General features: G+C 53.8%; 26 protein-coding genes and 1 pseudogene. 11 read left to right on the top strand and 16 right to left on the bottom strand.

Features of this window, described 5'->3' with window-relative positions; translation table 11 throughout:
- Positions 1-173 precede the first annotated feature (173 nt).
- The 5 genes and pseudogenes from gmk to recG form a co-directional block, all read left to right on the top strand.
- The gene (gene gmk, locus BZG74_RS06550; RefSeq protein ID WP_077771874.1) at positions 174-797 is read left to right on the top strand and encodes a guanylate kinase; all 624 of its coding nucleotides are present in this window, start codon (positions 174-176) and stop codon (positions 795-797) included.
- A 114-nt stretch (positions 798-911) separates the two neighbouring features.
- Entirely contained in the window at positions 912-1,184 is a 273-nt protein-coding gene (gene rpoZ / locus BZG74_RS06545) for a DNA-directed RNA polymerase subunit omega (protein WP_046074663.1), read from the top strand.
- A gap of 27 nt (positions 1,185-1,211) precedes the next feature.
- A complete protein-coding gene (gene spoT, locus BZG74_RS06540) occupies positions 1,212-3,311 on the top strand; it encodes a bifunctional GTP diphosphokinase/guanosine-3',5'-bis pyrophosphate 3'-pyrophosphohydrolase (RefSeq protein ID WP_077771873.1) in 2,100 nt (699 codons plus the stop codon).
- A gap of 80 nt (positions 3,312-3,391) precedes the next feature.
- Positions 3,392-4,093, top strand: a complete 702-nt coding sequence (gene trmH, locus BZG74_RS06535) for a tRNA (guanosine(18)-2'-O)-methyltransferase TrmH (RefSeq protein ID WP_077771872.1) — start codon at positions 3,392-3,394, stop codon at positions 4,091-4,093.
- A gap of 26 nt (positions 4,094-4,119) precedes the next feature.
- A pseudogene (gene recG, locus BZG74_RS06530) lies at positions 4,120-6,210 on the top strand (ATP-dependent DNA helicase RecG); the annotation flags it as partial.
- Here recG and BZG74_RS06525 read toward each other — a convergent pair.
- The 3 genes from BZG74_RS06525 to ompR all read right to left on the bottom strand — a co-directional run bounded on the left by BZG74_RS06525 (position 6,195) and on the right by ompR (position 8,735).
- Positions 6,195-6,590, bottom strand: a complete 396-nt coding sequence (locus tag BZG74_RS06525) for a GntR family transcriptional regulator (protein ID WP_077771870.1) — start codon at positions 6,588-6,590, stop codon at positions 6,195-6,197. The pseudogene recG and the gene BZG74_RS06525 overlap by 16 nt on opposite strands.
- Positions 6,591-6,690: 100 nt before the next feature.
- The gene (gene envZ / locus BZG74_RS06520) at positions 6,691-8,016 is read right to left on the bottom strand and encodes a two-component system sensor histidine kinase EnvZ (protein WP_077771869.1); all 1,326 of its coding nucleotides are present in this window, start codon (positions 8,014-8,016) and stop codon (positions 6,691-6,693) included.
- 2 nt (positions 8,017-8,018) lie between these two features.
- A complete protein-coding gene (gene ompR, locus BZG74_RS06515; protein ID WP_046074657.1) occupies positions 8,019-8,735 on the bottom strand; it encodes an osmolarity response regulator transcription factor OmpR in 717 nt (238 codons plus the stop codon).
- A gap of 221 nt (positions 8,736-8,956) precedes the next feature.
- On the opposite strand from ompR, the gene greB reads away from it, so the two are divergent.
- Together greB and BZG74_RS06505 are read left to right on the top strand one after the other, a co-directional pair.
- Positions 8,957-9,451, top strand: a complete 495-nt coding sequence (gene greB, locus BZG74_RS06510) for a transcription elongation factor GreB (protein ID WP_077771868.1) — start codon at positions 8,957-8,959, stop codon at positions 9,449-9,451.
- A 91-nt stretch (positions 9,452-9,542) separates the two neighbouring features.
- Positions 9,543-11,840, top strand: a complete 2,298-nt coding sequence (locus BZG74_RS06505; protein ID WP_077771867.1) for a Tex family protein — start codon at positions 9,543-9,545, stop codon at positions 11,838-11,840.
- Between the two features lie 72 nt (positions 11,841-11,912).
- On the opposite strand, the gene BZG74_RS06500 is transcribed toward BZG74_RS06505, so the two are convergent.
- From BZG74_RS06500 to bioH, 3 genes are all read right to left on the bottom strand, one after another.
- Positions 11,913-12,386: a hypothetical protein gene (locus tag BZG74_RS06500; protein WP_046074654.1), complete on the bottom strand. Its 474-nt coding sequence runs from the start codon at positions 12,384-12,386 to the stop codon at positions 11,913-11,915.
- Between the two features lie 64 nt (positions 12,387-12,450).
- The gene (locus BZG74_RS06495) at positions 12,451-12,810 is read right to left on the bottom strand and encodes a hypothetical protein (RefSeq protein ID WP_077771866.1); all 360 of its coding nucleotides are present in this window, start codon (positions 12,808-12,810) and stop codon (positions 12,451-12,453) included.
- Between the two features lie 98 nt (positions 12,811-12,908).
- Complete coding sequence (gene bioH, locus BZG74_RS06490) at positions 12,909-13,688, bottom strand: pimeloyl-ACP methyl ester esterase BioH (protein ID WP_077771865.1); 780 nt, start codon at positions 13,686-13,688, stop codon at positions 12,909-12,911.
- A 39-nt stretch (positions 13,689-13,727) separates the two neighbouring features.
- On the opposite strand from bioH, the gene BZG74_RS06485 reads away from it, so the two are divergent.
- Both BZG74_RS06485 and nfuA read left to right on the top strand, forming a co-directional pair.
- The gene (locus tag BZG74_RS06485; RefSeq protein WP_077771864.1) at positions 13,728-14,459 is read left to right on the top strand and encodes a ComF family protein; all 732 of its coding nucleotides are present in this window, start codon (positions 13,728-13,730) and stop codon (positions 14,457-14,459) included.
- Positions 14,460-14,495: 36 nt separating this feature from the next.
- The gene (gene nfuA, locus BZG74_RS06480) at positions 14,496-15,155 is read left to right on the top strand and encodes a Fe-S biogenesis protein NfuA (RefSeq protein WP_201247360.1); all 660 of its coding nucleotides are present in this window, start codon (positions 14,496-14,498) and stop codon (positions 15,153-15,155) included.
- 57 nt (positions 15,156-15,212) lie between these two features.
- Here the strand turns inward: nfuA and dinF are convergent, their stop codons facing one another.
- Entirely contained in the window at positions 15,213-16,553 is a 1,341-nt protein-coding gene (gene dinF, locus BZG74_RS06475; RefSeq protein ID WP_077771863.1) for an MATE family efflux transporter DinF, read from the bottom strand.
- A gap of 230 nt (positions 16,554-16,783) precedes the next feature.
- On the opposite strand from dinF, the gene BZG74_RS06470 reads away from it, so the two are divergent.
- Positions 16,784-17,032 carry a lipoprotein gene (locus BZG74_RS06470; protein WP_046074648.1) on the top strand — a complete coding sequence of 83 codons (249 nt, stop codon included), beginning with the start codon at positions 16,784-16,786 and terminating at the stop codon, positions 17,030-17,032.
- Positions 17,033-17,036: 4 nt separating this feature from the next.
- Here BZG74_RS06470 and cyoE read toward each other — a convergent pair whose 3' ends face one another.
- Genes cyoE through BZG74_RS06450 form a run of 4 tightly spaced genes read right to left on the bottom strand, consistent with a single transcriptional unit; the run spans position 17,037 to position 20,164 of the window.
- The gene (cyoE, locus tag BZG74_RS06465; protein WP_077771862.1) at positions 17,037-17,939 is read right to left on the bottom strand and encodes a heme o synthase; all 903 of its coding nucleotides are present in this window, start codon (positions 17,937-17,939) and stop codon (positions 17,037-17,039) included.
- The gene (locus BZG74_RS06460; protein ID WP_077771861.1) at positions 17,914-18,936 is read right to left on the bottom strand and encodes a COX15/CtaA family protein; all 1,023 of its coding nucleotides are present in this window, start codon (positions 18,934-18,936) and stop codon (positions 17,914-17,916) included. The genes cyoE and BZG74_RS06460 overlap by 26 nt, the downstream gene beginning before the upstream one ends.
- A 2-nt stretch (positions 18,937-18,938) precedes the next feature.
- Positions 18,939-19,460, bottom strand: a complete 522-nt coding sequence (locus tag BZG74_RS06455) for a hypothetical protein (protein WP_077771860.1) — start codon at positions 19,458-19,460, stop codon at positions 18,939-18,941.
- Positions 19,457-20,164, bottom strand: a complete 708-nt coding sequence (locus BZG74_RS06450; RefSeq protein ID WP_158020633.1) for an SURF1 family protein — start codon at positions 20,162-20,164, stop codon at positions 19,457-19,459. Before BZG74_RS06450 ends, BZG74_RS06455 begins: the two co-directional genes overlap by 4 nt.
- 45 nt (positions 20,165-20,209) lie before the next feature.
- On the opposite strand from BZG74_RS06450, the gene BZG74_RS06445 reads away from it, so the two are divergent.
- On the top strand, positions 20,210-20,416 hold the full coding sequence (locus tag BZG74_RS06445) for a DUF2909 family protein (protein ID WP_069361974.1): 207 nt from the start codon (positions 20,210-20,212) through the stop codon (positions 20,414-20,416).
- 1 nt (position 20,417) lies between these two features.
- Here BZG74_RS06445 and BZG74_RS06440 read toward each other — a convergent pair whose 3' ends face one another.
- The 5 genes from BZG74_RS06440 to BZG74_RS06420 form a co-directional block, all read right to left on the bottom strand.
- Complete coding sequence (locus BZG74_RS06440) at positions 20,418-21,284, bottom strand: cytochrome c oxidase subunit 3 (protein WP_077771858.1); 867 nt, start codon at positions 21,282-21,284, stop codon at positions 20,418-20,420.
- Between the two features lie 10 nt (positions 21,285-21,294).
- A complete protein-coding gene (locus BZG74_RS06435) occupies positions 21,295-21,822 on the bottom strand; it encodes a cytochrome c oxidase assembly protein (RefSeq protein WP_077771857.1) in 528 nt (175 codons plus the stop codon).
- Positions 21,812-23,413 (bottom strand): cytochrome c oxidase subunit I, encoded by a 1,602-nt coding sequence (ctaD, locus tag BZG74_RS06430; protein ID WP_077771856.1) that lies wholly within the window; start codon positions 23,411-23,413, stop codon positions 21,812-21,814. The genes BZG74_RS06435 and ctaD overlap by 11 nt, the downstream gene beginning before the upstream one ends.
- Positions 23,414-23,422: 9 nt before the next feature.
- Positions 23,423-24,538 carry a cytochrome c oxidase subunit II gene (coxB, locus tag BZG74_RS06425; RefSeq protein ID WP_077771855.1) on the bottom strand — a complete coding sequence of 372 codons (1,116 nt, stop codon included), beginning with the start codon at positions 24,536-24,538 and terminating at the stop codon, positions 23,423-23,425.
- Between the two features lie 327 nt (positions 24,539-24,865).
- Positions 24,866-25,660 (bottom strand): class I SAM-dependent methyltransferase, encoded by a 795-nt coding sequence (locus BZG74_RS06420; protein ID WP_316243043.1) that lies wholly within the window; start codon positions 25,658-25,660, stop codon positions 24,866-24,868.
- Positions 25,661-25,736 lie beyond the last annotated feature (76 nt).

The following is a 25,736-nucleotide window of genomic DNA, read 5'->3' as shown; positions in this document are numbered from 1 at the left end:
GCGTCATGACAAGCCATCTTAATGATCGCTTTCACCGCGATCCCGTTCAAATCCAAATGAGTTCGTGCTACCCTGCGCGCCTCCCACGGGGAACAACTATCTATTCGTCGATCGACGCCTGTACGTATACGCTATACTGCGGATGGGCATCAGCCAGTGAAAGTGATCAATCCATGAGCCAAGGTACGCTTTACATTGTTTCCGCCCCAAGTGGTGCGGGCAAATCCAGTCTGATTTCAGCGTTGCTGAATGATAACCCTCGCTATGACATGAAAGTGTCTGTGTCTCACACGACGCGCGCCATGCGCCCAGGTGAAGAAGATGGCGTGCACTATCATTTTGTCTCCGTGGAAGAGTTTCAGTCACTGATTGCGCAAGAAGCGTTCTTAGAGCACGCACAGGTATTCGGCAACTACTACGGCACATCCCGGGTATGGATTGAAAAAATGCTCAATAATGGTGTCGATATTTTCCTCGATATCGATTGGCAAGGCGCTGAACAAATTCGTCAGCAAATGCCGAACAGCAAGAGTATTTTCATTCTCCCTCCCAGCCGAGAAGAGCTAGAAAGACGCCTGACCACTCGTGGTCAAGACAGTGAAGAGGTGATCGCACAGCGTATGCAAGAAGCACGCTCCGAGATCTCTCACTATGCTAATTATGATTACCTGATTATTAATGATGACTTTGATGTCGCATTGATGGATATTAAGGCCATCATCCGTGCCGAGCGGATGGCACAAGCCAAACAAGCCAGCAAGTATCATGCGATGATCGACGAACTGTTGGCTGACTAACCACCACATTGAGACGTGACCATTGCCCCAGCCAAGGCTGGCAATAGGTCGCGGCCTTTTGTATACTTTTCGGTCATTTTGAATGACCTATTGATGACATAGCTGGAGTCCTTCATGGCACGCGTAACTGTTCAAGACGCCGTTGAAAAAATTGGTAACCGCTTCGATCTCGTTCTGGTTGCGGCTCGCCGCGCCCGTCAAATGCAAACCGGCGGCAAAGATGCCCTCGTTGCAGAAGAAAACGACAAGTACACAGTGATCTCTTTGCGTGAAGTTGAAGAAGGACTGATCAACAAAGAAGTCCTCGACGCACGTGAGCGTCAGGAAAAGCAAGAGCAAGAAGCCGCTGAAATGGCCGCGGTAAGCACCATTTCTGGTCAACGTTAAACGCTGCATTTATCAGGGACAGGCCGTTTGTATCTATTTGATAGCCTGAAAGAAGTTGCTAGCCAGTATTTGCCGGAGTCGCAGCTTGAAGCGCTTCGGCAAGCCTACCTAGTAGCCAGGGATGCCCACGACGGGCAAACTCGCTCAACCGGCGAACCTTATATCATTCACCCCATCGCGGTGGCACGTATCTTAGCGGAAATGCGCTTGGACTGTGAAACCCTGATGGCGGCATTGCTGCATGATGTCATTGAGGACACTGAGGTGACCAAAGAGGACCTGCAGCAACGCTTTGGTGATGTGGTGGCCGATTTGGTCGACGGGGTGTCTAAGCTTGATAAGCTTAAATTTCGCGACCGTAAAGAAGCCCAGGCCGAGAACTTTCGCAAAATGGTCATGGCGATGGCCCATGACATTCGCGTGATCCTGATAAAACTGAGTGACCGCACCCACAATATGCGTACCTTGGGCGCCCTCCGCCCAGATAAAAAGCGCCGTATTGCCCGTGAAACGCTAGAAATCTTCGCCCCCCTCGCCCATCGTCTGGGTATCCATAATATAAAAGTCGAGCTTGAAGAGCTCGGTTTTGAAGCCTTGTACCCCAATCGCTACCGCGTGCTTAAAAAGGTGATCGCGCAGGCACGGGGGAACCGCAAAGAGATGATCCAAAAAATCCATGCGGAAATTGAAGGCCGACTGGAAGATGCGGGGATTAACGCCCGTGTGCTGGGCCGAGAGAAAAACCTCTACTCCATCTATAACAAGATGAAGAATAAAGAGCAGCGTTTCCACACCATCATGGATTTGTACGCGTTTCGGGTGATTGCGGGTGATCTCGATACCTGCTACCGCGTGCTGGGGCAAATGCATAACTTGTATAAACCACGCCCAGGCCGGCTCAAAGACTATATCGCGGTGCCCAAAGCCAACGGATATCAGTCACTGCACACCTCTATGATTGGCCCGCACGGTGTCCCGGTGGAAGTACAAATTCGTACCGAAGACATGGATCAAATGGCAGATAAAGGGGTTGCTGCACACTGGGCCTATAAAAGTGGCGCCGACAGACCGTCAGGTACCACCGCGCAAAAACGGGCGCAACGTTGGATGCAGAACATCATCGAGCTTCAGCAAAGCGCTGGCAGCTCGTTTGAATTTATCGAGAGCGTTAAATCCGATCTCTTTCCCGACGAGCTGTACGTCTTTACCCCCAAAGGGCGGATTGTCGAGCTGCCTGTCGATGCCACCGCGGTCGACTTTGCCTATGCCGTCCACACCGATGTGGGCAACACCTGTGTCGGCGCGCGGGTTAACCGTCAGCCTTATCCGCTGAGCCAGCCGCTCAAAAATGGTCAAACAGTTGAGATTATCACCGCTCCGGGGGCGCGTCCGAATGCCGCTTGGCTTAACTATGTGGTCACGGCGCGGGCACGGACGAAAATCCGTCAAGTGCTAAAAACCATGCGTCGTGAAGAGTCGGTAACCTTAGGGCGTCGCCTGCTCAATCATGCGCTTGGAGAGCAAAACCTACCGGATATCAATCCTGAGCGCGTTGACGCAGTATTGAGTGACTTGAAGCTAAAAACCAGCGACGATTTACTCGCGTCGATTGGCCTTGGCGAACTCATGAGCGTGGTGATTGCACGTCGCTTGCTAGACCAAGACCCGGCTGCCCCCACCGAGGGAAAAATGCCGATTCGTGGTGCCGATGGCATCTTGGTGACCTATGCCAATTGCTGTCGTCCGATCCCAGGTGACCCGATCATTGCCCATGTCAGCCCAGGTAAAGGCTTGGTTATCCACCGTGAAACCTGTGCCAACATCCGTGGCCACCGCCAAGAGCCGGACAAATATATGCCCGTCGAATGGGCGGACGATTTTGAGCAAGAGTTCAGCACCCGGGTACGCGTGGATATGCAAAACCACCAAGGGGCATTGGCCGACCTCACCAATACCATCGCCGCAACCGGATCCAATATCCAAGGGTTAACCACCGAGGAGCGCGATGGTCGCCTGTACACCATTTTTGTTCGCTTAACGACCAAAGACAGAGTGCATTTGGCCAACATTATGCGCCGCCTTCGCGTGATGCCTAATGTGGTGAAAGTGAGTCGCCAGAAAAACTGAGTGCCCCAACCCATCATTACCTGTCGCCCGCCCTTTGGCGGGCGTCACCGTTTTTTGCCTGTTATTGACGGAATTGAATCATGACCCCTGAACGCTTTGAACGCATTCATCAGGTCTTGGCCCAACGCCAGCCTGATCTCACTGTCTGCATGGAGCAAGTTCACAAGCCCAACAATATTTCCGCCATCATTCGCACTGCCGACGCCGTGGGAGTCCACCGCATGCATGCGGTGTGGCCAGAGGGCACCAAGATGCGCACCCTCGGTGGCACATCGGCCGGCTCGCGTAACTGGATAGATGTGGTGACTCACAACACCACGGAAGAAGCCTTTGAGACCATGCACGCCCAAGGGATGCAGGTGTTAGTCACCAACTTATCGGATACCGCGGTCGACTTTCGCGAGATTGACTACACCCGCCCGACGGCCATCGTGCTGGGGCAAGAAAAACAAGGCATCAGTCGCGAAGCACTGGATAAAGCAGACCAAGACATCCTCATTCCTATGGTGGGTATGGTACAGTCACTCAATGTGTCAGTGGCCAGTGCCTTGATTTTGTACGAAGCACAGCGCCAACGCCAAGCGGCTGGCATGTACCAGTTGGATAAGACACGCTTGCCCGACCACGAGGTTCACCACATTTTGTTCGAGCGTGGTCACCCGGTGCTTGCCCGCGTGGCAAAACAAAAAGGCTTGCCTTATCCGCCCCTAGATGAACACGGTCAAATTGTGGCCGACGAGGCGTGGTGGGCACAGATGCAGGCGGCCAAACATCCACGTTAGCCCGACACGCGAGCCAGAGTGAATCAGTAGAGAAACGGATGCGATCTTCGATGCTAAGTGCGGTGACTGTTGATACCTTAAGTGGCGTTGGCAGCAAAATGGCAGAAAAACTGGCGAAAATAGGCCTGCATACGGTGCAGGATGTATTGTTTCACCTGCCTTATCGTTATGAAGATCGCACCCGTGTGTGGCCGGTCGCGAGTCTCTTACCGGGTCAACATGCCACCATCGAAGGGGAAATCACCCACAATGACACCGTGTTTGGCCGTCGCCGGATGCTCACCGTCCGAGTGCAAGATGGCAGCGGCGCGTTAACGCTGCGGTTTTTCAATTTTAATGCCGCGATGAAAAACAGTTTAGCGGTAGGCAAGCAAGTAAAAGCCTACGGCGAACTCAAACGCGGAAAGCACGGGCTGGAGATCATTCACCCCGAGTATCAGGTATTTTCCGAACCCACCGAACTGGTGATGGAAGAAACCCTCACCCCCGTGTATCCCACGACGGAGGGGCTGCGCCAAGCGACGCTGCGTAGCCTGACCGATCAAGCCCTGGCTTTGTTAGACAAAAGTGGCGTCGACGAGCTGCTGCCGGAAGGCTTGTACGATAGACAGCTTTCGCTGCGCGATGCATTACACCTTTTACATCGTCCGCCGCCCGAGACCGTGTTGGAAGACTTACTAGCAGGGCAACACCCTGCTCAGCGACGCTTGATCATTGAAGAGCTCCTTGCCCAGCATCTGTCGATGCTGTCTGTCCGTCATCATGCCCAACAAGTGAAAGGCTTTGCCCTCGCGCCCAGTCAGTCATTAGGGCAGCGTCTTTTAGATAACCTGCCTTTCACTCCCACCGGCGCACAAACCCGAGTGGTGAGCGAGATAAGCACCGATTTGGCCAAGCCGTTTCCAATGATGCGCCTCGTGCAAGGCGATGTGGGTGCAGGTAAAACCTTGGTCGCCGTGCTCGCCGCCTTGCAAGCCATTGAACAAGGCCATCAAGTCGCGTTGATGGCGCCAACCGAGCTATTGGCCGAGCAACACGCCACTAACTTCGCTCAGTGGCTCGAACCACTGGGCATTCAAGTCGGTTGGCTGGCCGGCAAGCTAAAAGGGAAAGCGCGGGAGCAAACCCTTGCAAGCATCGCTGACGGCGAAGCAAAAATGGTGGTCGGTACCCATGCTTTGTTTCAAGCGAGCGTCCACTTTGACAGCCTAGCGTTGGTGATTATTGATGAGCAACACCGCTTTGGCGTTCACCAACGTCTCGCGCTGCGAGAGAAAGGCGAGCAGCAAGGCGCCCATCCGCACCAGCTTATCATGACCGCGACCCCCATTCCCCGTACCTTGGCGATGACTGCGTATGCTGATCTTGAAACGTCCGTCATCGATGAATTACCCCCAGGGCGCACCCCCATCCAAACCGTCGCCGTCCCCGACACCCGCCGTGACGATATCATCGCCCGCGTCAGTGCCGCGTGTGCAGCCGGTCGACAAGCGTATTGGGTGTGTACCTTGATTGAGGAGTCCGACGCCTTAGAAGCGCAAGCCGCCGAAGACACAGCCACCGCGCTTAAAGAAGCCCTACCCAACCTGGAGATTGGCTTGGTTCACGGGCGAATGAAAGCGGCAGAAAAGCAAGCGGTAATGGAAGCGTTTAAGCAAGGCGAGTTACAGTTATTGGTGGCGACCACTGTGATTGAAGTGGGTGTAGACGTGCCCAATGCCAGCTTGATGATCATTGAAAACCCCGAGCGGCTCGGACTCGCCCAGCTACATCAGTTGCGTGGCCGTGTCGGCCGTGGCTCCGTCGCCAGTCATTGTGTACTGCTTTACCACGCCCCTTTATCCAAAACCGCCAGTCAGCGGCTTGGGGTGCTGCGCGATAGCAATGATGGCTTTGTGATTGCGCAGCGCGATCTCGATATTCGTGGACCTGGCGAGCTTCTCGGCACCCGCCAGACTGGGCTGGCTGAGTTTAAGATTGCCGATTTGGTCAGAGATCAGGGGCTGATCCCTGAAGTGCAAAAACTGGCCACGCACTTACATCAACACTACCCACAACATGCTCAAGCGATTATTCGCCGCTGGCTGGGGCATAAAACCCACTATTCTAATGCCTGATCGGCGCTGTAACGCTCCCAGTGCGTCATGATCAACGCCATGGTTTCTGACTTGCTGTAGCCCGCTTCACTGGCCGCCTGAATAAAATGCGCCAGTGCGCCTTCAACGTAGTGCAAACGCTGCTCGGGCTCAGCCGGGCGCATGGTTTCACTCACTTGCATACCCACACCGGGTAAACGCTCAAGCCAGCCCTCGTCGGCCAATTGTTGATAGCTGCGCGACACCGTCATTGGGTTCATCGCCAATGTTTTGGCCAGTTGCCGCACCGAGGGAAGTCGCGCACCGGGGTAGAGGGTGCCGCTGGCAATATGCCGTTGAATTTGGTCAATCAGCTGCTGAAATTTAGGCGTCGGATCCTGACTGTCTAGCGATAAACGCATGGCCGTTTCCCAGTGTATTGAGTCTCTATGACAGTATGGCCTACCCCCCTGGTTCCGCGACTTCCGCGACCAAAAACGTGGTCACACGCACACAAGGGCGTTATTTTTTATTGCCCACAGGAAACGTCATTTGAATTCTTAACCCACCTTCAGTGCGTGACGACAAGCGAATATCACCGTGAAGTTGTTCCACAATGCGTTTCACGATCGCTAGCCCTAGCCCCGTTCCTTCGCTGCCGCGAGCGGTGTCACCGCGAGTAAAAGGTTGAAATAGCGAATTCTCTAAACTCGCCTCGATCCCCGGGCCATTGTCTTCCACTTCCACCCACTGATAGGTGTGATCGGCATTGCTGCCACAACCGAGACGGACCCAACCATGGCCGTATCGCACCGCATTAACCACCAAGTTGGTTACCGCACGCTTTAACGCTACCGAGTTAGCAAATAACTCTCCGTGCAATGCCCCTAAGTCGAGATCAATATCGACCCCCATTTGTTGCTGATTACTCGCCACATCGCGGCAAATGCTCGCTAAGTCGACAGGATCAGGGTCTTGCTGCTGCACGGCGCGCAAGTAGTCCATAAACTGGTTGATGATTTCATTACACTCTTCGGTGTCCTCGGTAATGCTATCGGCCAAATAGGCGTCATCCGATGACATCATTTCAGTGGCAAGGCGAATGCGCGTCAGTGGCGTGCGCAAATCATGGCTCACTCCAGCCATCAGCAAGGCGCGGTCTTCTTCCAACTTACGGATACCCGCTGACATTTTATTAAACGCGACCGTCACCGCCTGAATTTCTGACGCCCCTCGTGGCGGGACAGGATCGGGAAAACGGCCATCCGCCACATCTAACGCCGCGCGCTCAAGGGCCACAAGTGGGCGGTTTTGCATCTTGATAAACAGCCACCCGCCCGCAATCACCAACAAAGCAATCACTAAGCTGTATTGAAACAAAGGAGCAAAATCGTCTTGATGTAGCTCGGAAAGCGGGATCCGCATTAAAAAGTCGTCAATCTCGTCAAACTTCAGCCACAGTACGTAACTGTCTTCGCCACTGACCAAGCGTACTTCGGTTTGGGTGCCCAACTCCTCGCTGATATGCTCGCTTAAATAATCAATTTCCATGGCGTCTTTAAACGCCGCCGCTTGCTCACTGTTGGGCGCATGCAAGGTAACACCAATCTGCTCCAACAATTGCCGCCGCACAGGTTCACCAAGATGAAGGACTTCACCGTCTTTGAGGTACCAGTCCTCCTCCAGCATCAGGCGCACTTCAAAGGCGAGGATCTTATTGAACTGCTGCAAACTGGGCAGCAAGGCATAATTGACGATGGTCAGATAAGAAAAAACTTGGCTGGCAATTAACAAGCCAGCCAAGATAAACAAGGTACGTGCAAAGTTAGTCCGCGGTGACATCCGCATCGCTATACCTCTCCATCCGGCACAAATACGTAGCCGAGCCCCCATACGGTTTGGATGTAACGCGGTTTACTCGGGTCTTCTTCTATCATCCGACGCAAACGCGAGATTTGCACATCAATCGAGCGCTCCATCGCCGAATACTCACGGCCACGCGCCATGTTCATCAACTTGTCACGTGATAACGGCTCGCGCGCATTGGTGACCAAGGCTTTAAGCACCGCGAACTCGCCGGATGTGAGCGTCATGGGCTCATCATTGCGAAACATTTCCCGGGTGCCGAGGTTGAGACGAAACTCGCCAAAGGTCACCGTGGTAGAGTCTGCACTCGGCGCGCCCGGTGCTTCAATGGTCTGCCGGCGCAATACCGCGCGTACCCGCGCCAATAGTTCACGCGGGTTAAAAGGTTTGGGTAGGTAATCATCGGCACCCACTTCTAAACCGACAATGCGGTCAATCTCATCGCCCTTCGCGGTCAGCATCAAAATCGGCAATTGGTTATTCGCTTGACGTAAACGGCGACACACAGACAGGCCATCTTCACCCGGCAACATCAGATCGAGCACCATCAGGTGAAAGGCTTCACGCGCGAGTAAGCGATCCATTTGCTCGGCATTGGCCACACTACGTACCTGAAAACCTTGCTCGGTCAGGTAGCGTTCCAGTAGCGAGCGCAGACGCATATCATCATCCACCACTAGAATTTTATAGTTCTCTTGCATGCTAAGCCCTCAATGCTGATCGTTGCCCGGCCATCGATTGGCCGTCACTTATATCATACTGAATTTTGCCACAGTTCTCTTTCAGACCGCGTGTTTGTCTGTCGCCAAGCGAGGGGTAAATTGTTACCGAGTGTTGCCTCGACAAGTTTGCCCGCTTCTTGTACTTTCCTGAACAAGGTTATATCGCGCGACGCCGAATGGCTAGCGAAAGGAGAGGTAACGTGAAAACCAAATTGGTGACCCGAGAAGGGTTTAACGCGCTCAAAGCCGAGCACGATTACCTGTGGCACGAACGGCGCCCAGAAGTGACCAAAATTGTCAGCTGGGCCGCCAGTTTGGGTGATCGCTCAGAAAATGCAGACTATACCTACAACAAACGTTTGTTACGCCAAATAGACCGCCGTGTTCGCTATCTGCGTAAACGCCTCAATGACTTAACCATTGTCGATTACGCGCCCGAGCAAGAAGGACGGGTCTTTTTTGGCGCCTGGGTGGAAATTGAAAACGAAGCCGGCGACACCAAGCAATTTCGAATCGTTGGCCCTGATGAGATTTATGAACGCAAAGATTACATTTCTATCGATGCCCCCATGGCCCGTGCGCTATTAAAAAAAGCCGTTGATGACGAAGTGGTGGTCTCAACCCCTGAAGGCGAAAAGCAATGGTTTGTCAATACCATTACCTACCCAAAGCCCAGTGACGCCGAAACCCAGTGACACCTGAGGGAACCTTCGTCCCCATCGCGGTCAAAAATGCTATCCCTTGGCAGGGCGTTCCCCTGCCGTGCTTGTAGAGAAAAGGAAACACATGCACACATCTATTACACAAACCCTGGCGCACGAACTCAATGTGGCGCCAGGCCAAGTCAAAACAGCGGTTGAATTACTTGATGATGGCAACACGGTTCCCTTTATCGCCCGCTACCGAAAAGAAGCCACCCAAGGGCTGGATGACTCGCAGTTGCGCACCCTTGAGAGCCGTTTGGTCTATTTGCGCGAATTGGATGCCCGGCGCGACACCATCCTGAAATCGATTGACGAGCAAGGCAAACTGACCGACAGCTTGCGCCGCGATATTCTCGCCGCGGAGAGTAAAAACCGCTTAGAAGATCTCTATCTGCCTTACAAACCCAAGCGCCGAACCAAAGGCCAAATTGCGATTGAAGCGGGCCTCGCCCCCTTGGCCGACACCTTATGGCAAGATGCCTCGCACGACCCTGACACGCTTGCCGAGCAATACATCAATGCTGAAAAGGGCGTCGCCGATAGCAAAGCGGCACTCGAGGGAGCCCGCGCGATTATGATGGAGCGCCTTGCCGAGGATGCGAGCTTATTAGAGACGCTGCGCCAGTACCTTAAGCAATATGCAGTGCTGCGCGCCACCGTGGTTGCCGGCCAAGAAGAAGCCGGAGCCAAGTTCAAAGACTACTTTGCCCACCAAGAGCCGATTGCCAAGGTGCCCTCTCATCGTGCCTTAGCCATGCTTCGTGGTCGCAATGAAGGTGTGTTACAGCTGGCACTGATTGCCGATCCCGACCAAGCACCAGACAGCAAACAAAGCGTGTGCGAAACCATGATTGCTCAGCACTATCAACTGTCTTTGGGCACCGCACCGGCAGACCGCTGGCGCAAACAAGTTATTGCTTTTGCTTGGCGGGTCAAAATCTTGATGCATCTCGAGACCGAGTTCATGGCCAACCTGAAAGAGCGCGCGGAAAATGACGCCATTGATGTGTTTGCGGCCAACTTAAAAGATGTATTGATGGCCGCACCGGCTGGCCCTCGCTGCACCATGGGCATTGACCCAGGCCTACGTACCGGCTGTAAAGTGGCGGTGGTGGATGGCACGGGCAAATTGCTCGACACCGCCACCATTTATCCCACCGCGCCTAAACACGATATTGAAGGGGCGAGTAAAACACTACACCGTTTTATTGACCGCCACAGCGTGAACTTGATTGCGGTCGGCAATGGCACCGCCTCACGTGAAACGGAGCACTTTGTCACCACCATGCTCAAACAAGCTGACTTGAGCATCCAAACCGTGATGGTCAGTGAGGCCGGAGCCTCGGTTTATTCGGCGTCAGAGCTGGCAGCCAAAGAATTTCCCGACCTGGATGTCTCGCTACGTGGCGCGGTTTCTATCGCCCGCCGCCTGCAAGATCCCCTCGCCGAGCTGGTTAAAATTGATCCTAAGTCGATTGGCGTCGGTCAGTATCAGCACGATGTCTCTCAACACCAGCTTGCCAAAAAGCTTGATGCGGTGGTGGAAGACTGTGTAAACGCCGTAGGGGTCGATGTAAATATCGCGTCCGCACCACTGCTCACCCGGGTGGCAGGCCTTAGCCAAACCATGGCACAAAACATTGTTGCCTTTCGCGACGAAAATGGCCGATTTGGCGATCGTAAAACCTTACTGAAGGTCCCGCGCCTTGGCCCGAAAGCCTATGAGCAATGCGCTGGCTTTTTACGGGTGATGGATGGCGCTAACCCGCTCGATCGCTCAGGTGTCCACCCAGAAACCTACCCTTTGGTTAAACAAATCGCCCAAAAGACTGGCAAGGCGGTCGATGCCTTAGTGGGTAACACAGGCTTATTACAAAGCTTAGACGCCAGTGACTACGCGGATGACACCTTTGGCCAAATCACCGTCACCGATGTATTGAACGAGCTGGCCAAGCCAGGCCGCGATCCGCGCCCTGAGTTTAAAACCGCGACCTTTGCCGAGGGCGTGAATCAGATCAGTGACTTAAAACCAGGCATGCAACTCGAAGGCGTGGTCACTAACGTCACGCACTTTGGTGCATTTGTTGATATCGGCGTCCACCAAGACGGCCTCGTGCACATCTCCGCGCTATCGAACCGCTTTATTAGTGATCCCCGCGACGTCGTCAAAGCCGGGGACGTGGTGAAAGTCAAAGTCATGGAGGTGGATGCACCGCGCAAGCGAATTGGGTTATCGATGCGCCTTGACGATACGCCGGCTGCTAGCGAAACCCCAGCAGCCGCCCCTAAGCCGCGTGAGAGAAGTCCGAAAAAACGCCAGGACAAACCCGCGGCAATGGGCAGCATGGCCGATGCCTTCGCCCGCGCTAAGCGCTCCTAACCAAAAAGCCCCACGCAACATCGTGGGGCTTTTTCATCGTGGGCTTTCTCAGCATGGCGTCATGAACACCACTTAAATCACAATCAGCACTTCTGAGGGCATATTCGCCACGGTCGCTTGCTGATAGCGCATCGCAACCACTGCACGCGTTTGCTCGAACCTTTTCAGCTCTTCGACTTTCTCCAGCACTTCTTCCGGCATTTTCAACCCCAGCGGGTAGCCGTTGTCTTTACGTGCTTGCTCACCCGGCTCGGTACGCGCCATGGCATCAACACGCCCGGCAATGTTCGCACCGTCATAATCAGCGTCGGACAAGGACTCGCGACTGTAGTCGAGCGAATAATTAGGGTGTTGTGACGGATCCCAGGATGAGCGGCCGAGCTGCTTGCCTTGATCGGTCGCCGCTTTGCCGTGTTCTGGCTCTGGGGCTTGCTTGGTGGGGACAATTTTTTCGCGCATGCGATTATCCCGCGCAACTTGCTCCGTTGGCGGGTTCACCGATGGCGCGACAGTTGGGATACTGACGCTTGCTGGCGATATATTCATCTGATGCTACCTCCCAACATCAGCTGAAGGCCTAATTGTCAGTGCGGCCTCGTCTCCTTACAGTTTAGACGACAACCGCGAGTATTGTGCCTATTGTGCCCAGCGCAGACAAAAATTGTCCCGCACTGTAGGCCGTATCATCGTTTTCTTTCACTTTTTCCGGGTGGTCCATGCCCAACGCACCATAGGTAAAGGATTCAACCGATGATTTCTCTTCTGGCTTTTTAACACCTTCAGCGTTTTTCGCTGCTTTCACATCTTTGCTTTCTTTTGCTGCCTCGGCAGCGGAAAGCGTCTCAGCAGCCTTGGCTGCTTTCGTGTCTTTGGCCGCGTTGTCCGCATTTTGTTGCGGTTGTGTCGGCGCTTTTGGCTTCATCGTTTGTTGATGATACGCCTGAGACTGCCCAACGTTACCTACGTTCATTATGGTCTCTCCTAATGTCAGAGCAAGTGACATAGTTAACTTATCGGCAGAACCATGACAGGATTTAGTCAATTCTACCAAAAAACGATCAGCGCACACTATTTGGGCGGCAAGTTTGTGCCTAAAAAGGCAAGCAGCTTGTCCACCACTTCGTCAGGCTCCGTCACAAAGGGGGCATGAGCACTGTGTGCTAATACCTCACATTGCGAGTGAGGCGCTAACGCAGAGACAGCTTCCGCCACCGACGCGGGCACTAAACCGTCTAGCCGCCCGTATAATCGCAGCCACGGTACGGAAATCGCCTCACACTGCTGGCGCAGATCCGTGGTGGCCAGCATCGCCAAGCCATCCGCCAACGCGCGAGGGTCAGGCTCCGGTCGCGAGAACACCGCTTGCTTGAGCGCTTTCACATCTTTTCTTGCCGTGGGTGACCCCATGGCTTGCAGCGCCATAAAACGCTCCACCGTTTGCGAAAAGTCGCGCTCAAGTTGGCCGGCAAAGTCGGTGAGTACCGCCGACTTGATCCCACGCCACCCTGGCTCTGCAACAAACTTGGGTGAGCTGGCGATAGTGACCAATCCAGTCACGCGCTGTGGCGATAAAAGTGCGGCTTGTGTTGCCACTAATCCGCCCAGTGACCAACCTATCCAAGTTGCATGCGCTGGTGATTCTTTAAGCAACACTTGTGCCAGTTTCTCGATATCAAGATCCGGTTGGTAGGCACTACCGCCAAAACCCGGCAGGTCAACGCAGTGAACACGGTAGTGCGCCGTCAAATAAGGGAGCAACATTGACCAGACAGCGCTGTTCATTCCCCAGCCATGAATGAGAACCAGATCGGGACCTTGCCCGTGAGATTGCCAATCACATAACGCCATGCTTTACACTGCCTTGGTTGCTTTTCAATCAAGGTGCCTATGATATCAGCAATCACACCACAGCGCTTCACACGTTTACTCACCCATTGGAGAGGCAAACTCTTGCCCTCTCAGTGTCCAGTTTGCCACTTGTCATTGGATGCCGGACCCGAGGGTGCCACCCCGGCTTTATGCTGTGCCGCCTGCTGGGATGCGCACTACGCTTATTATCTATGCCAATGTTGCGGCCTGCCGGTCCCAACACCACAGACACGCTGTGGTGTCTGCCTTAGCCACCCTCCAGCATGGGACCGTTTGGTCGCGATCAGCGCCTACGAGGATCCGCTGCCGCAGCTTATCCATGCATTTAAATACCAACAGGCCTTTGAATTAGCGATACCTTTTGCCCGCCAGTTAAGTGAGCGAATTCATTCGCCCGCGCCCGTACTGCTGCCTGTTCCACTCCATTGGCGGCGACGCTGGCAGCGCGGATATAATCAAAGTATGCATTTAGCCTGGGCACTCGCCGACTACCTGGATACTCACGTCGTCGATAACGTTTTAGCCCGAAGCCGCCATACAGCACCACAGCAAGGTTTGAGCCGACAGGCACGGCTATCTAATCTTAAAAACGCGTTTGCGATCAACGGCGAGCTGCCAAGTTCGCATGTGGCGATTGTTGATGACGTGGTGACAACCGGGCAAACAGTGTCGCAGCTGTGCCGATTATTGCGACGAGCCGGCGCAGAAACGATCGATGTTTACTGCTTGGCACGTACCGATCTACCCTAACGGAAAGCGTGCTATCCATGCGCAGAAAGTAGCCACATGCTTCAAGGGGTGATAGCCAACGCAAACCGGAGTACACTGTATAAAACACACTGGATTAGTCAGGTATTTGTCGTGTCAGAAGTCAATATTTCAGAAAATGCACAAAGCCACTTTGTGAAGCTGCTTGAGCAGCAGCCCGAGGGCACCAATATTCGCGTGTTTGTGGTTAACCCAGGCACGCCAAACGCTGAGTGCGGTGTTTCTTATTGCCCACCCGAAGCGATAGAAAGCAGCGATACTGAACTTAAGTTCAACGGCTTTTCGGCCTTTATCGATGAGATGAGCCTGCCATTTTTAGACGAAGCGGAAATCGACTTTGTCACCGATAAAATGGGTTCACAGCTGACGCTGAAAGCGCCGAATGCGAAAATGCGGAAAGTGGCCTCCGATGCGCCTTTGATGGAGCGTGTTGATTACGTGATTCAAAGCCAAGTTAACCCACAGCTTGCCAGCCATGGCGGCCATGTGAACTTGATTGAAATCACCGATGACGCGGTGGCGATTTTGCAATTCGGGGGCGGCTGCAATGGCTGCTCGATGGTGGACGTGACCTTAAAAGAAGGGATCGAAAAGCAGTTGCTGGCTGAGTTCAGCGGCGAGCTAAAGGGTGTGCGCGATGTGACCGAGCACGCGCGTGGCGATCACTCTTACTATTAAGACGCTGCCCTTCCATCGCAAAAACAGGCCAACTGGCCTGTTTTTTGTTGATAGGTCTCAGTGTGTGACGTCAAAAAAGCTATCTCGTCGCCAATGGTAAACAAAGCACACCGCGAGACTGAGCCCTCTTAGCGCCATAAAAGTAAGCATCGCTAACCACAGGGCGTGATTGCCCCAATCTTGGGCTAGCCACCATGCAGCAAAAAAGCCCGCGGTGGCGACGAACATCCCATTGCGCATGTCTTTACCCCGCGTCGCACCAATAAAGATACCATCGAGCAAAAAGCACCACATCGACACCAAAGGCATAGCCACTAGCCAAGGCAAATAACGCGCCGCTTGATCACGCACCGCCTCTATATCGGAAATCAGCGCAATGATGTGATGGCCTGCCACGCCAAACGCCAGCGTGATCGCCAAGCAAATCACCAACGACCAAAACGTGCTGCCTATGAGTGACACTAACAACGCAGACTTGCTCTGTGCGCCAATCGCTCTACCCACCATCGCCTCCATCGCATAGGCAAAGCCGTCCATCGCAAAGGAAATCAGCATCAGAAAGCTCATCAACACCGCATTAGCGGCCACAATCTCGTCACCAAGAGTCGCCCCTTGGAAGGTCATGAAGGTAAACGCCAACTGCAAGCTAAGGCTACGTAAAAAGATGTCTCGATTAAGCTTTAGCAAACGGCTCATCCCAGTTAGCCCGCGCTCAAACACCGACCGAACGGTCGGTAACTGACGCGACTGCCAGATGCCTTTGACAAAATAGAGCCCCAGCATGAGGCCGAGATAATCGGCAACCACACTTGCCGCCGCGGCCCCTTCCACTTTCATATCGAGACCGACCACAAACAGCAAATCAAGGACAATATTGGCACTGTTGACCACGATCAGCAGCCACATCGGCTGACGCGCATTTTGCGCCCCCAGTAGCCAGCCCATGATCACCAAGTTCATCAAGGTCGCCGGCGCACTAAAGATCCGAATGGAGAAGTACTGGCTCGCGTAATGTTTCACCTCGGCGCTGGCATCACTAACGTGCATCACCCCCTCTAAAATAGGCACATGCAGTGCGATTAATAGCGCAGCCAACAGGCCCGCCAAGGTCGCCCCACGCACAAAGGTGGCCGCCAGCTCACGGTTATCATTCGCGCCATAGGCTTGCGCGGTAAACCCAGTGGTCGCCATACGCAAAAAGCCCAACAGCCAAAAGGTGACATTTATCATGGTGCTGCCAACCGCCACACCACCTAAATACCACGCATGATCTAAATGGCCGATCACCGCAGCATCGACTAGCCCTAGCAAGGGAACAGTGATATTGGAGATCACCATGGGTAAAGCCAGCGATAAGACCCGCCAGTGAAGCTCACGCTGGGTTAAAGACTGCCACATACTGCCTCATTCTGAAGTTTGAATTACACTCAATCCGTCATGATGACGTATCGTTTTTGATAAAGCGCACGATTGCGTTGATAAGCGACGTGGTAAGCGGTAGCCCTTATCGGTGCAGCAGTGTACCATTACGGCAATCTAATCGACGAGCGGCAGCCCACTGCGTCAGTTGCACTGCGTCAGTTACACTGGGTCAACTGCCCTCAACACTGAATGAATAAGGAATGGTTATGCGTGTGTTTTTTGCCTGTGTGTTGGTGGTATTGCTAGCGGGCTGCTCGAAAGTCACCAAGCAAAACTATGATCAACTTGAAGTCGGCATGAGCTATGACGTGGTTGTGAGCCATATTGGCGAGCCGAGCCAGTGCGACGACACCATGGGCCTGACCCACTGTGTGTGGGGCGGTGATGGTAAACACATCAAAGTGTCTTTTGTCGCCGACAAAGCCACCGTGCTGTCGGCGCAAGGGCTAAAGTAGTCCCTTAATAGAGCAACGCGTGGTCGGCAAGGAGCACCACAAAGGTCGCGAAGATATGCCATATCGAGAACTTAAAGGTCTGCCACGCGATGCCTTTTTGCGACTGGGTTTTCAGTCGCCAAGCGTACCCGACAAAGACCAGATTTAACGTGGTCGCCCCCACTAGATACAACCAACCACTCATCCCGGTCAGCCAAGGTAAAATGCCCACGATGACCAGCAGTAGGGTGTAAAGTAAGACCATAGTTTGGGTAAACCCGACCCCATGAGTGACAGGCAGCATCGGCACATCGGCTTTGGCATAATCATGGCGGCGATGTATCGCTAACGCCCAAAAGTGAGGCGGCGTCCAAGTAAAAATGATCATCACCAGCAGCAACGCGTGGGCGTGAAGCTCTCCGGTCACCGCGGTCCAGCCTAGCAAAGGCGGCATTGCACCGGCCAACCCGCCAATCACGATATTTTGCGGGGTCGCAGGTTTAAGCCATTGGGTATACACCAACGCATACCCGACCAAGCTAGCAAACGTTAGCCAAGCGGTGAGCGGATTCAGCCACCAACAGGCAATAAAACCACTCACCATCAACCCCACCGCAAAGGCCAACGCGGCGCCTTGACTGACTCGTCCCTCGGCAACGGGGCGATGGCGGGTGCGCTGCATTTTCGTGTCAATTTTCCAATCGATAACGTGATTAAACACCGCCGCGGCACTGGCTTGCGCACCAATGCCAAACAATCCCACCAGCACTGCCGACCACGGCGGCCAACCGGGGGTTGCTAAACACATCCCCACTAACGCGGTGAGAAGCAACATGGCAACCACACGCGGTTTGGTCAGCTCATAATAATCTCGCCAACTGGCGCCAGCAGGCGTCGAAACACTAGCGGTACGTTGAAACTGTGCCATCACGGGCTCCTTGTCGGGTCGACGGTGAAAGACATAGAAATCGGGTGAGGAGTAATGTGGCCAATAGCGACAATCCACCGAGGTTATGCGCCACCGCCACACTCAGCGGCAGTAGCGCGACCACATTGGTCACGCCCAGGGTAATTTGAATCGCCAACACGGCGCTGACACTCATTGCCAGCGCGCGCGCCCCAGCACGCCACAGCATCCATGCCCAAGCAAGTACTAATGCGGTGACCACCATGGCGCCGAGACGGTGGGTGGCATGAATGGTCACCCGCTCGGCATGGTTCAGCACGCCAAACTGATAGGTTTCGCTAAGAGGGCTGACGGGATGAAAGGCGGAAGGGGTGAAAAGCTGCCACCAAGGGCTTTCACAGATAGGAAGCTGAGTGCAGACGGTGGCAGCATAGTTGGCCGAGGTCCAGCCGCCGAGACCGATTTGTACAATCACCGCCACCAAAGCCAACGTGCCTACGCGGCGCGCGGATGATGACATCGAAATCACCGGCAATCGGAGCGCGCCTGTCGCCACCGCTAGCCAAACCAGCAAACATACCGTGGTGAAACCACCGAGTAAGTGCGCCATCACCACCACCGGCATTAAACTTAAGGTCACGGTCCACATTCCAAGGGCGGCTTGCGCGATGACGACCACACTTAGCAAGGTGGTTAGTGGTCGTAAAGCCTGATAGTCAGGACGTCGCCAGCTGATCCACGCCAACGTAAAAATCGCCAGACCTAAGGTGCCCGCCACGTAGCGGTGCAGCATTTCATTCCATGCTTTATTGATATCAAGCGGCGCATCTGGGAAACGCGACATGGCGACCGATTGCGCGCTTTCACTGGCCGGTACTGCCAAATGGCCATAGCATCCGGGCCAGTCTGGGCAGCCCAGCCCCGCTTCAGTCAGGCGGGTAAACGCGCCAAGCCCAACCACCAGCACGGCCAGTATCAGTGTCGATAAGACAGCGAGTTGGTAGCGACGTGTTGCCATAATCAGCCTACCTTCGATAATTTAAGAAGCCGTTTGAGATCGCGCAATAAGCCTTTACCTTGCGCCACCCACTTCGTTTTATCGTCACTGACAGGATAGGCCAGCACCACATTGTTCATCGGATCGCTAAGATAAATGGTATTTTTATCAAACGCTTGCTGCTGCCATGCCTGCGCCTGATCTGTGGTCAGGGTTTGCCATGTCAGCACTTCCGGCGCGTTAAGGGTCGAGCTTGTCAGTGCCACGCTACTGACCCGATCGCGCTCTTTGCCGACCGCAATCGGAATTTGTGTTAACTGAAACAGGGCTTGCTCGCACACGGAATCACATTGCTCTGGCACCCGATAAATCAACCGCCACTGGCCTTGCTTGGGTAACCAATTCAAGGTCGCCGGCTCAGAGAGAAACTGCCCATAATTGGTGACCCCTTTTTCATACCAGCTTTGCTCCAGCACCAATTTCGCCACCACCACGGGCAGGACAAAAATGCCAATCAGTGCAACCAGCGTCATGCGTCCTTTCACACAGCTTCCCTCTGTTTTGTTTTGTACCACCAGATGCCCGCGCCAATACTGACCGCGAGCGCCATTAATGCCCATTGCAAGGCATAGCCATAGTGTTTCTCAGGCGGCATCACCACCGGCTGCCACACTGGCGTCACCCCAACTTGCGCCAAGGCATCCTGGCTCTGCGCTGACCGATCGACCAATGTTTTTGTCCGTATCAGCCACTGCGTATTCAGCGTTGGCAGTTGGGCGTTAAGTGCTTGTAAGTCAATGCGCTGAACTCGAGCGGGCCACTTATGCGATGCCGTTTCTTTCTTGAGCACCACCCGCTTGGACGGTGTATCAATAAAGCCAGACAGCTGATAGCTCGATGCCAACGCGGGCACCGCCGGCAAGCGGCGCAGCGCAGGCGCGGCCATCCAGCCTAATTCGACCAGCCACCATTGCGATGGCTGCTGGCTTGGAATGAAGGGAAGAAAAAGGCGATAGCCTACGCGACCTTGGTGAGTCTGATTATCGAGCCACACGGCAAACTCGGGGCGAAACTGGCCATCGATCGCCAGGTATTGCCCTTTTTGCACCGTGCTTGAGAGCGACGCCGGTGCTTGATTGGCCTCAAACTGTGCCTGGTGTTGGGCTTTTTGCTCGCCACGCGTCCATTGCCAGTGGCTTAACTTGACGAGCAGCAAGACCACAACCACAGTCAATATCAGAAACCCCATTCGCCGTCCTTGTTTCATGATTACCTATTGCGCTAAGGAGCGCTTATGTTGGTCAAAGCTATTCTGATTTGCTTACTGGTTTTTATTCTGTTTAACCTCTTTCGTGCCTTGCCGGTACTCCTAAAAGGCGATAGTTCCGTGCCTTTATCGCGTTATCTCGGTCGGCGTGTGCTGTTTTCCGTGGTTGTTTTTGTCTTATTGCTGATTGCGCTCTCCATGGGCTGGATTGCCCCTAACCCGCGTCCTTACTGAGCTACAATATATACACAAAAACAAACAGGCATAGCCAGACCACATCGACAAAGTGCCAATACCAGGCACTGGCTTGAAAGCCAAAGTGATGTTCAGGGCTAAAATGCCCACGCATCACCCGTAGCCACACCACCAACAACATGATGGTGCCCAAAGTCACGTGTAGGCCATGAAAACCGGTCAGTAAATAGAAGGTGTTGCCATACACCCCGGAGTCGAGACGTAGATTCATTTCTTGATAGGCGTGCACATACTCTTCGCCTTGAAAGAACATAAACAGCGCCCCAAGCAGCACTGTCACCAGTAGAAAGCCTTTCAATCGTTCACGCTGATTTTTTTCAATTGCGGTATGGGCAATATGGAGCGTGACCGACGAGGTGAGGAGGATAAGTGTGTTAAGCAAGGGCAGTCCCATTGCCGGCATCGCAGTGGTTTCAATCCCGCCCGGGGTCAAAGTAAGTGGCCACTGGGCGACAAAATCCGGCCACAGTACCGCCGCGGTCATCGCGTTATTGCTCGCCCCCCCCAGCCACGGAACGGCGATAAAGCGGGCATAAAAGAGCGCGCCGAAGAAGGCACCAAAAAACATCACTTCAGAGAAAATAAACCAGCTCATTCCTTGGCGAAAAGACCGGTCCATTTGCGCCGAGTAAAGCCCTTGCATAGATTCGCGGATCACGTCGCGAAACCAGCCGGTGAGCATAATCAAAATAAGCACGGAGCCTGCCAGCAACAGCCAAGGGCCGTTGCCACCAAATAGACCGCCCACCGTGGCACCTGCGCCAGCGGCAATCAGGAACAGCGCTACCGCACCAACAATCGGCCAAATACTCGCCGCAGGGACATAATAACGTTCAGGCGTCGCCATGAGCGCCTCCTTATTCTTTGGCGCTGGCAGTCACATCAAACAAGGTGTAAGCCAGCGTTAAGTGGTTAATATCATCCGGCAACTCGGGGTCCACGTAGAAGATAAGCGGCAAGGAGGCATCCTCGCCACGCGGCAGTGGCTGACGGTTAAAGCAAAAACATTCGATTTTATTAAAGTACTGTGCCGCCAACCCAGGCGAGACCGAAGGCACGGCTTGGCCTACCGTGTCATAACGCGCATTGTTGGTGGCTAGGTAGTTGATGGTATGGGTCTCACCAGGGTGCACTTGCATCTGATTAACTTGCGGCTCAAAGGTCCAGCGCATTCCTGGGTTGGTGTAGGCAACAAACTCGACAGTCACCAAGCGATCTTGGTCAATGCCCGCACTGGATGCGGCGGCTTCATTATCGGTTTTACCGTTGATCCCAGTGACTTCACAGAACACGTCGTACAAAGGCACCAAGGCAAAGGCAAAGCCAAACATCGCTACTGCCAGTAGCAGTAATCGGCGCACGGAGCGCGCGGACTCAGTGGCCATCGCGCACCTCCTCCAGATCCGGTGGTGTCTCAAAGGTGTGATAAGGTGCCGGTGAAGGCACGGTCCACTCCAGCCCTTCGGCGCCATCCCAAGGCTTCGCCGCAGCAGGCTCACCACCACGCGCGCATTTGATCACCACCACGAGGAAAATAAGTTGCGATAAACCAAAGGCAAAGCCACCGATGCTGACAATGGCGTTCACGTCCGCAAATTGCAGCGCATAATCAGGGATCCGGCGTGGCATCCCCGCCAGTCCCAGAAAGTGCATGGGGAAGAAAAGCACATTGACCGAAATCACCGAGCACCAAAAGTGCCACTTGGCCAAGGTTTCATTAAACATATGGCCGGTCCACTTGGGGAGCCAGTAGTAAGCCGCAGCCATAATCGAGAACACCGCCCCCGAAACCAGCACATAGTGGAAATGCGCCACCACAAAATAGGTATCGTGATACTGAAAATCGACCGGCGTGATCGCCAGCATCAAGCCCGAAAACCCGCCGATGGTGAACAGCACAATAAAGGCAATCGCAAACAACATGGGCACTTCAAAGGTCAAGGATCCCCGCCACATAGTGGCGACCCAGTTAAAGACCTTCACCCCAGTCGGCACCGAGATCAGCATGGTGCAGAACATGAAAAACAATTCGGCAAATACCGGCATCCCGGTGGTGAACATATGGTGCGCCCATACTAAAAAGCTTAACCCCGCAATCGAGGCAGTGGCATACACCATCGAGCTATAGCCGAACAGGCGCTTACGTGAAAACGCAGGGACAATGGCCGAGATAATGCCAAAGCTGGGCAAAATCATGATGTAGACCTCGGGGTGACCAAAGAACCAGAAAATATGCTGGAACATCACAGGGTCGCCGCCCCCCGCGGCATCAAAAAAGCTGGTGCCAAAATACTTATCGGTAAGCACCATAGTGGCGGCCCCTGCCAATACCGGCATTACCGCAATCAGCAAAAAGGCCGTGATCAGCCAAGTCCAAACAAACAGCGGCATTTTCATGTAGGTCATGCCCGGCGCACGCATATTGGTGATGGTGACAATCACATTGATAGCCCCCATGATCGAGCTGATCCCCATGATATGCAGGGCAAATACAAATAAACCGGTACTGTCTGGGCTATAGGTGGTCGACAGCGGTGCGTAAAACGTCCAGCCAAAGTTAGGGCCGCCGCCTTCCATAAATAAGGAGCCAATAAGCAGTAAGAACGCGAACGGCAGGATCCAAAAGCTCCAGTTATTCATCCGTGGCAGCGCCATGTCCGGCGCCCCTATCATCATCGGCACCATCCAGTTAGCCAAACCGGTAAACGCAGGCATCACCGCACCAAATACCATGATCAGGCCGTGCACTGTGGTCATTTGGTTGAAAAAGTTAGGCTCAACCAGTTGCAGGCCGGGCTGGAAAAGCTCAGCACGGATCACCATCGCCATCGCCCCACCCAGTAAAAACATGGTGAAGCTGAAAATCAGATACATGGAGCCAATATCTTTGTGGTTGGTGGTCAACACCCAACGCATGATCCCACGCGGTTTGTGGTGATGATCGTCATGCAAGGTATCTGGGGTAGTATCTGTCATCACGCGCTCCTAAAGATCTTCACCTGACTTCACCGCATTGATTTGCGCAGCCTGCACCGTATCACCGGTGTCATTGCCCCACGCATTGCGCTCATAAGTCACCACCGCCGCCAATTCTTTGAGCGACAGTTGCGGACCAAACGCTTGCATGGCAGTACCTGCTTTGCCGTTAACGACGATATCGATATGGTCGACCAACCTATCCGGTTGAATGGCAATCTCAGCGCCGGCCAACGCGGGGAACACGCCCGGCATCCCTTGCCCTTCGCTTTGGTGACACATGCCACAGCGGCTGTCATACACCTGCTTGCCTAGTGCCATCAGCTCATCCATCGGCATTTCCATGTCTAGCAAGCGTTGCTCCTCTTCGCGCGCTTTTTGCTGTGCTAGGGCCGTTTTTTGCACCCAAGCATCGAATTCCTCTTGCGGCTTGGCGATCACCACAATCGGCATAAAGCCGTGGTCTTTACCGCACAGCTCTGCACATTGCCCGCGATAAATGCCGGGCTTATCAATTTTGGTCCACGCCTCATTAATGAAACCAGGGTTCGCATCTTTCTTCACCGCAAAGGCGGGCACCCACCACGAATGAATCACATCTTGTGAGGTGATTAAAAAACGGACCTTGCGCCCGACTGGCAACACCAACGGCTGATCGACCTCAAGTAAATAGGTGTCACGCTTTTGTCTTTCATTGCGGATTTGTTCGGGGCTGGAGGCAAGCAGTGAAAAGAAGGCAACGTCATGGTCAAAATAGCGGTAATGCCACTTCCATTGTGAGCCCGTTACCTGCACCGTAAGCTCCGGCTCAGTGGTGTCTTCCATATCAAGTAACACCTGGGTGGCCGGAATCGCCATACCGACCAAAATCAAAAACGGCACGAGTGTCCACGCAATTTCTACTTTGGTGCTTTCATGGAATGAGGCGGGTTTTGCGCCTTTGGATTTACGGTGACGGATGATGGCCCAAAACATCACACCGAACACCAAAACGCCAATCGCCACGCAGATGTAAAAGATGGTCATATGCAGGTCATACACCTGCTGACTAATGGCCGTCACCCCTTGGGTGAGGTTCCAGCCTTCGCGCTCTGCGGCCAGTGCTGGACCACTGAACAAGGCCATTCCCAATGCTAGGATTCGTCGTTGGTGCCTCAGCACGGCTCCCTCCTGCCTCACGGCATCAATGCAATGCGTCACGGCTTGTCACCACATGCCGACAGTTTGCTCTGTCATCACGGCTCGCTCTGTTATCACGGCATGGAGTGGCAATATCCGTCAGTCATCGTTAAGGAAAAAACGCGATACAGCCGGTCACATTCATTAACGTTTTATTTACATTCAATTTAGGAGAGGTTTGCCCAAAGAACAAAAAAACAGCAGAAAAAAGATCGTGATGCCAAGCACATACTGATGCATCACGCAGCAGGATAGATGGTGAACCACACCGCATTACAGCTCTAGGTGCAGTACCACAGGGGTAAAACGCAGGCGGTAACGCGGCATCGCTGCCAGTGCACGCTGCCACAGTCGCCAACGCGGACACGGCTTATCAAGCGGAGATCTTTCTTCCACGCGACACGCCCAAGGTAACGCATTAATAATCGCCATTCTGGGGTCGGTGAATCCGTGTTGATAGCGCTCACAGCCGAGTTTTTGACCCATACGGGTATGACATTTGTCCCCCGCCAAGACCAAGCAAGCCTCAAGTTGAGGGAAATAACGGCTAATGTGGTGGCAAAAGGCAGAAATTTCTTGGTTAGTGCATTCTAGCAAGGCTTGATCGCAAATCAGCATGGTGGGATGACCAGCAGGCACCGCCAGTTGCTCCAGCCAATCAAGCTGCTTGACCGAACCTTGCACCATGCGAAAACGCTCACTGATATGAAAGAGGCGCTCTCGCCAGAGCAGGGTTTCGTCCACGTCCACTTCCAACCAGCGACAGCGGCCGTTATCCAGTCGGTAAAAGCGGGTATCGAGTCCGCCACCCACGTTAATAATCCACGCGGTGGGATGCTGGGCCAAGAACTGTTTTACGATGGCATCACATTGGCTAGTGAGAGTGGCATAAAGCAGCTGGGTTTGATCTAGGTTGTGCCAGTCACATTCAGGTTGCAACACGCACCCCTGGCAAGCGGCAGCCGCCATGGGATCATAGATCACGCCGTCGTCAGTCAGGCTCTCACGACTGCGCAGCCACATGGGCTTAAATAGCTTACTGGGAACAGAATGCTGTTGAGTACGCACGGACACCTCCACACACGATAATCACTGATGATAATAATTATCGTTTAACTGAGCAAGAATGCAAAGGTGTTTTTTT

The organism is Salinivibrio sharmensis, assembly GCF_001995985.1.
Lineage (GTDB): Bacteria > Pseudomonadota > Gammaproteobacteria > Enterobacterales > Vibrionaceae > Salinivibrio > Salinivibrio sharmensis.
This window is presented reverse-complemented; position numbering and strand designations above follow the sequence as displayed.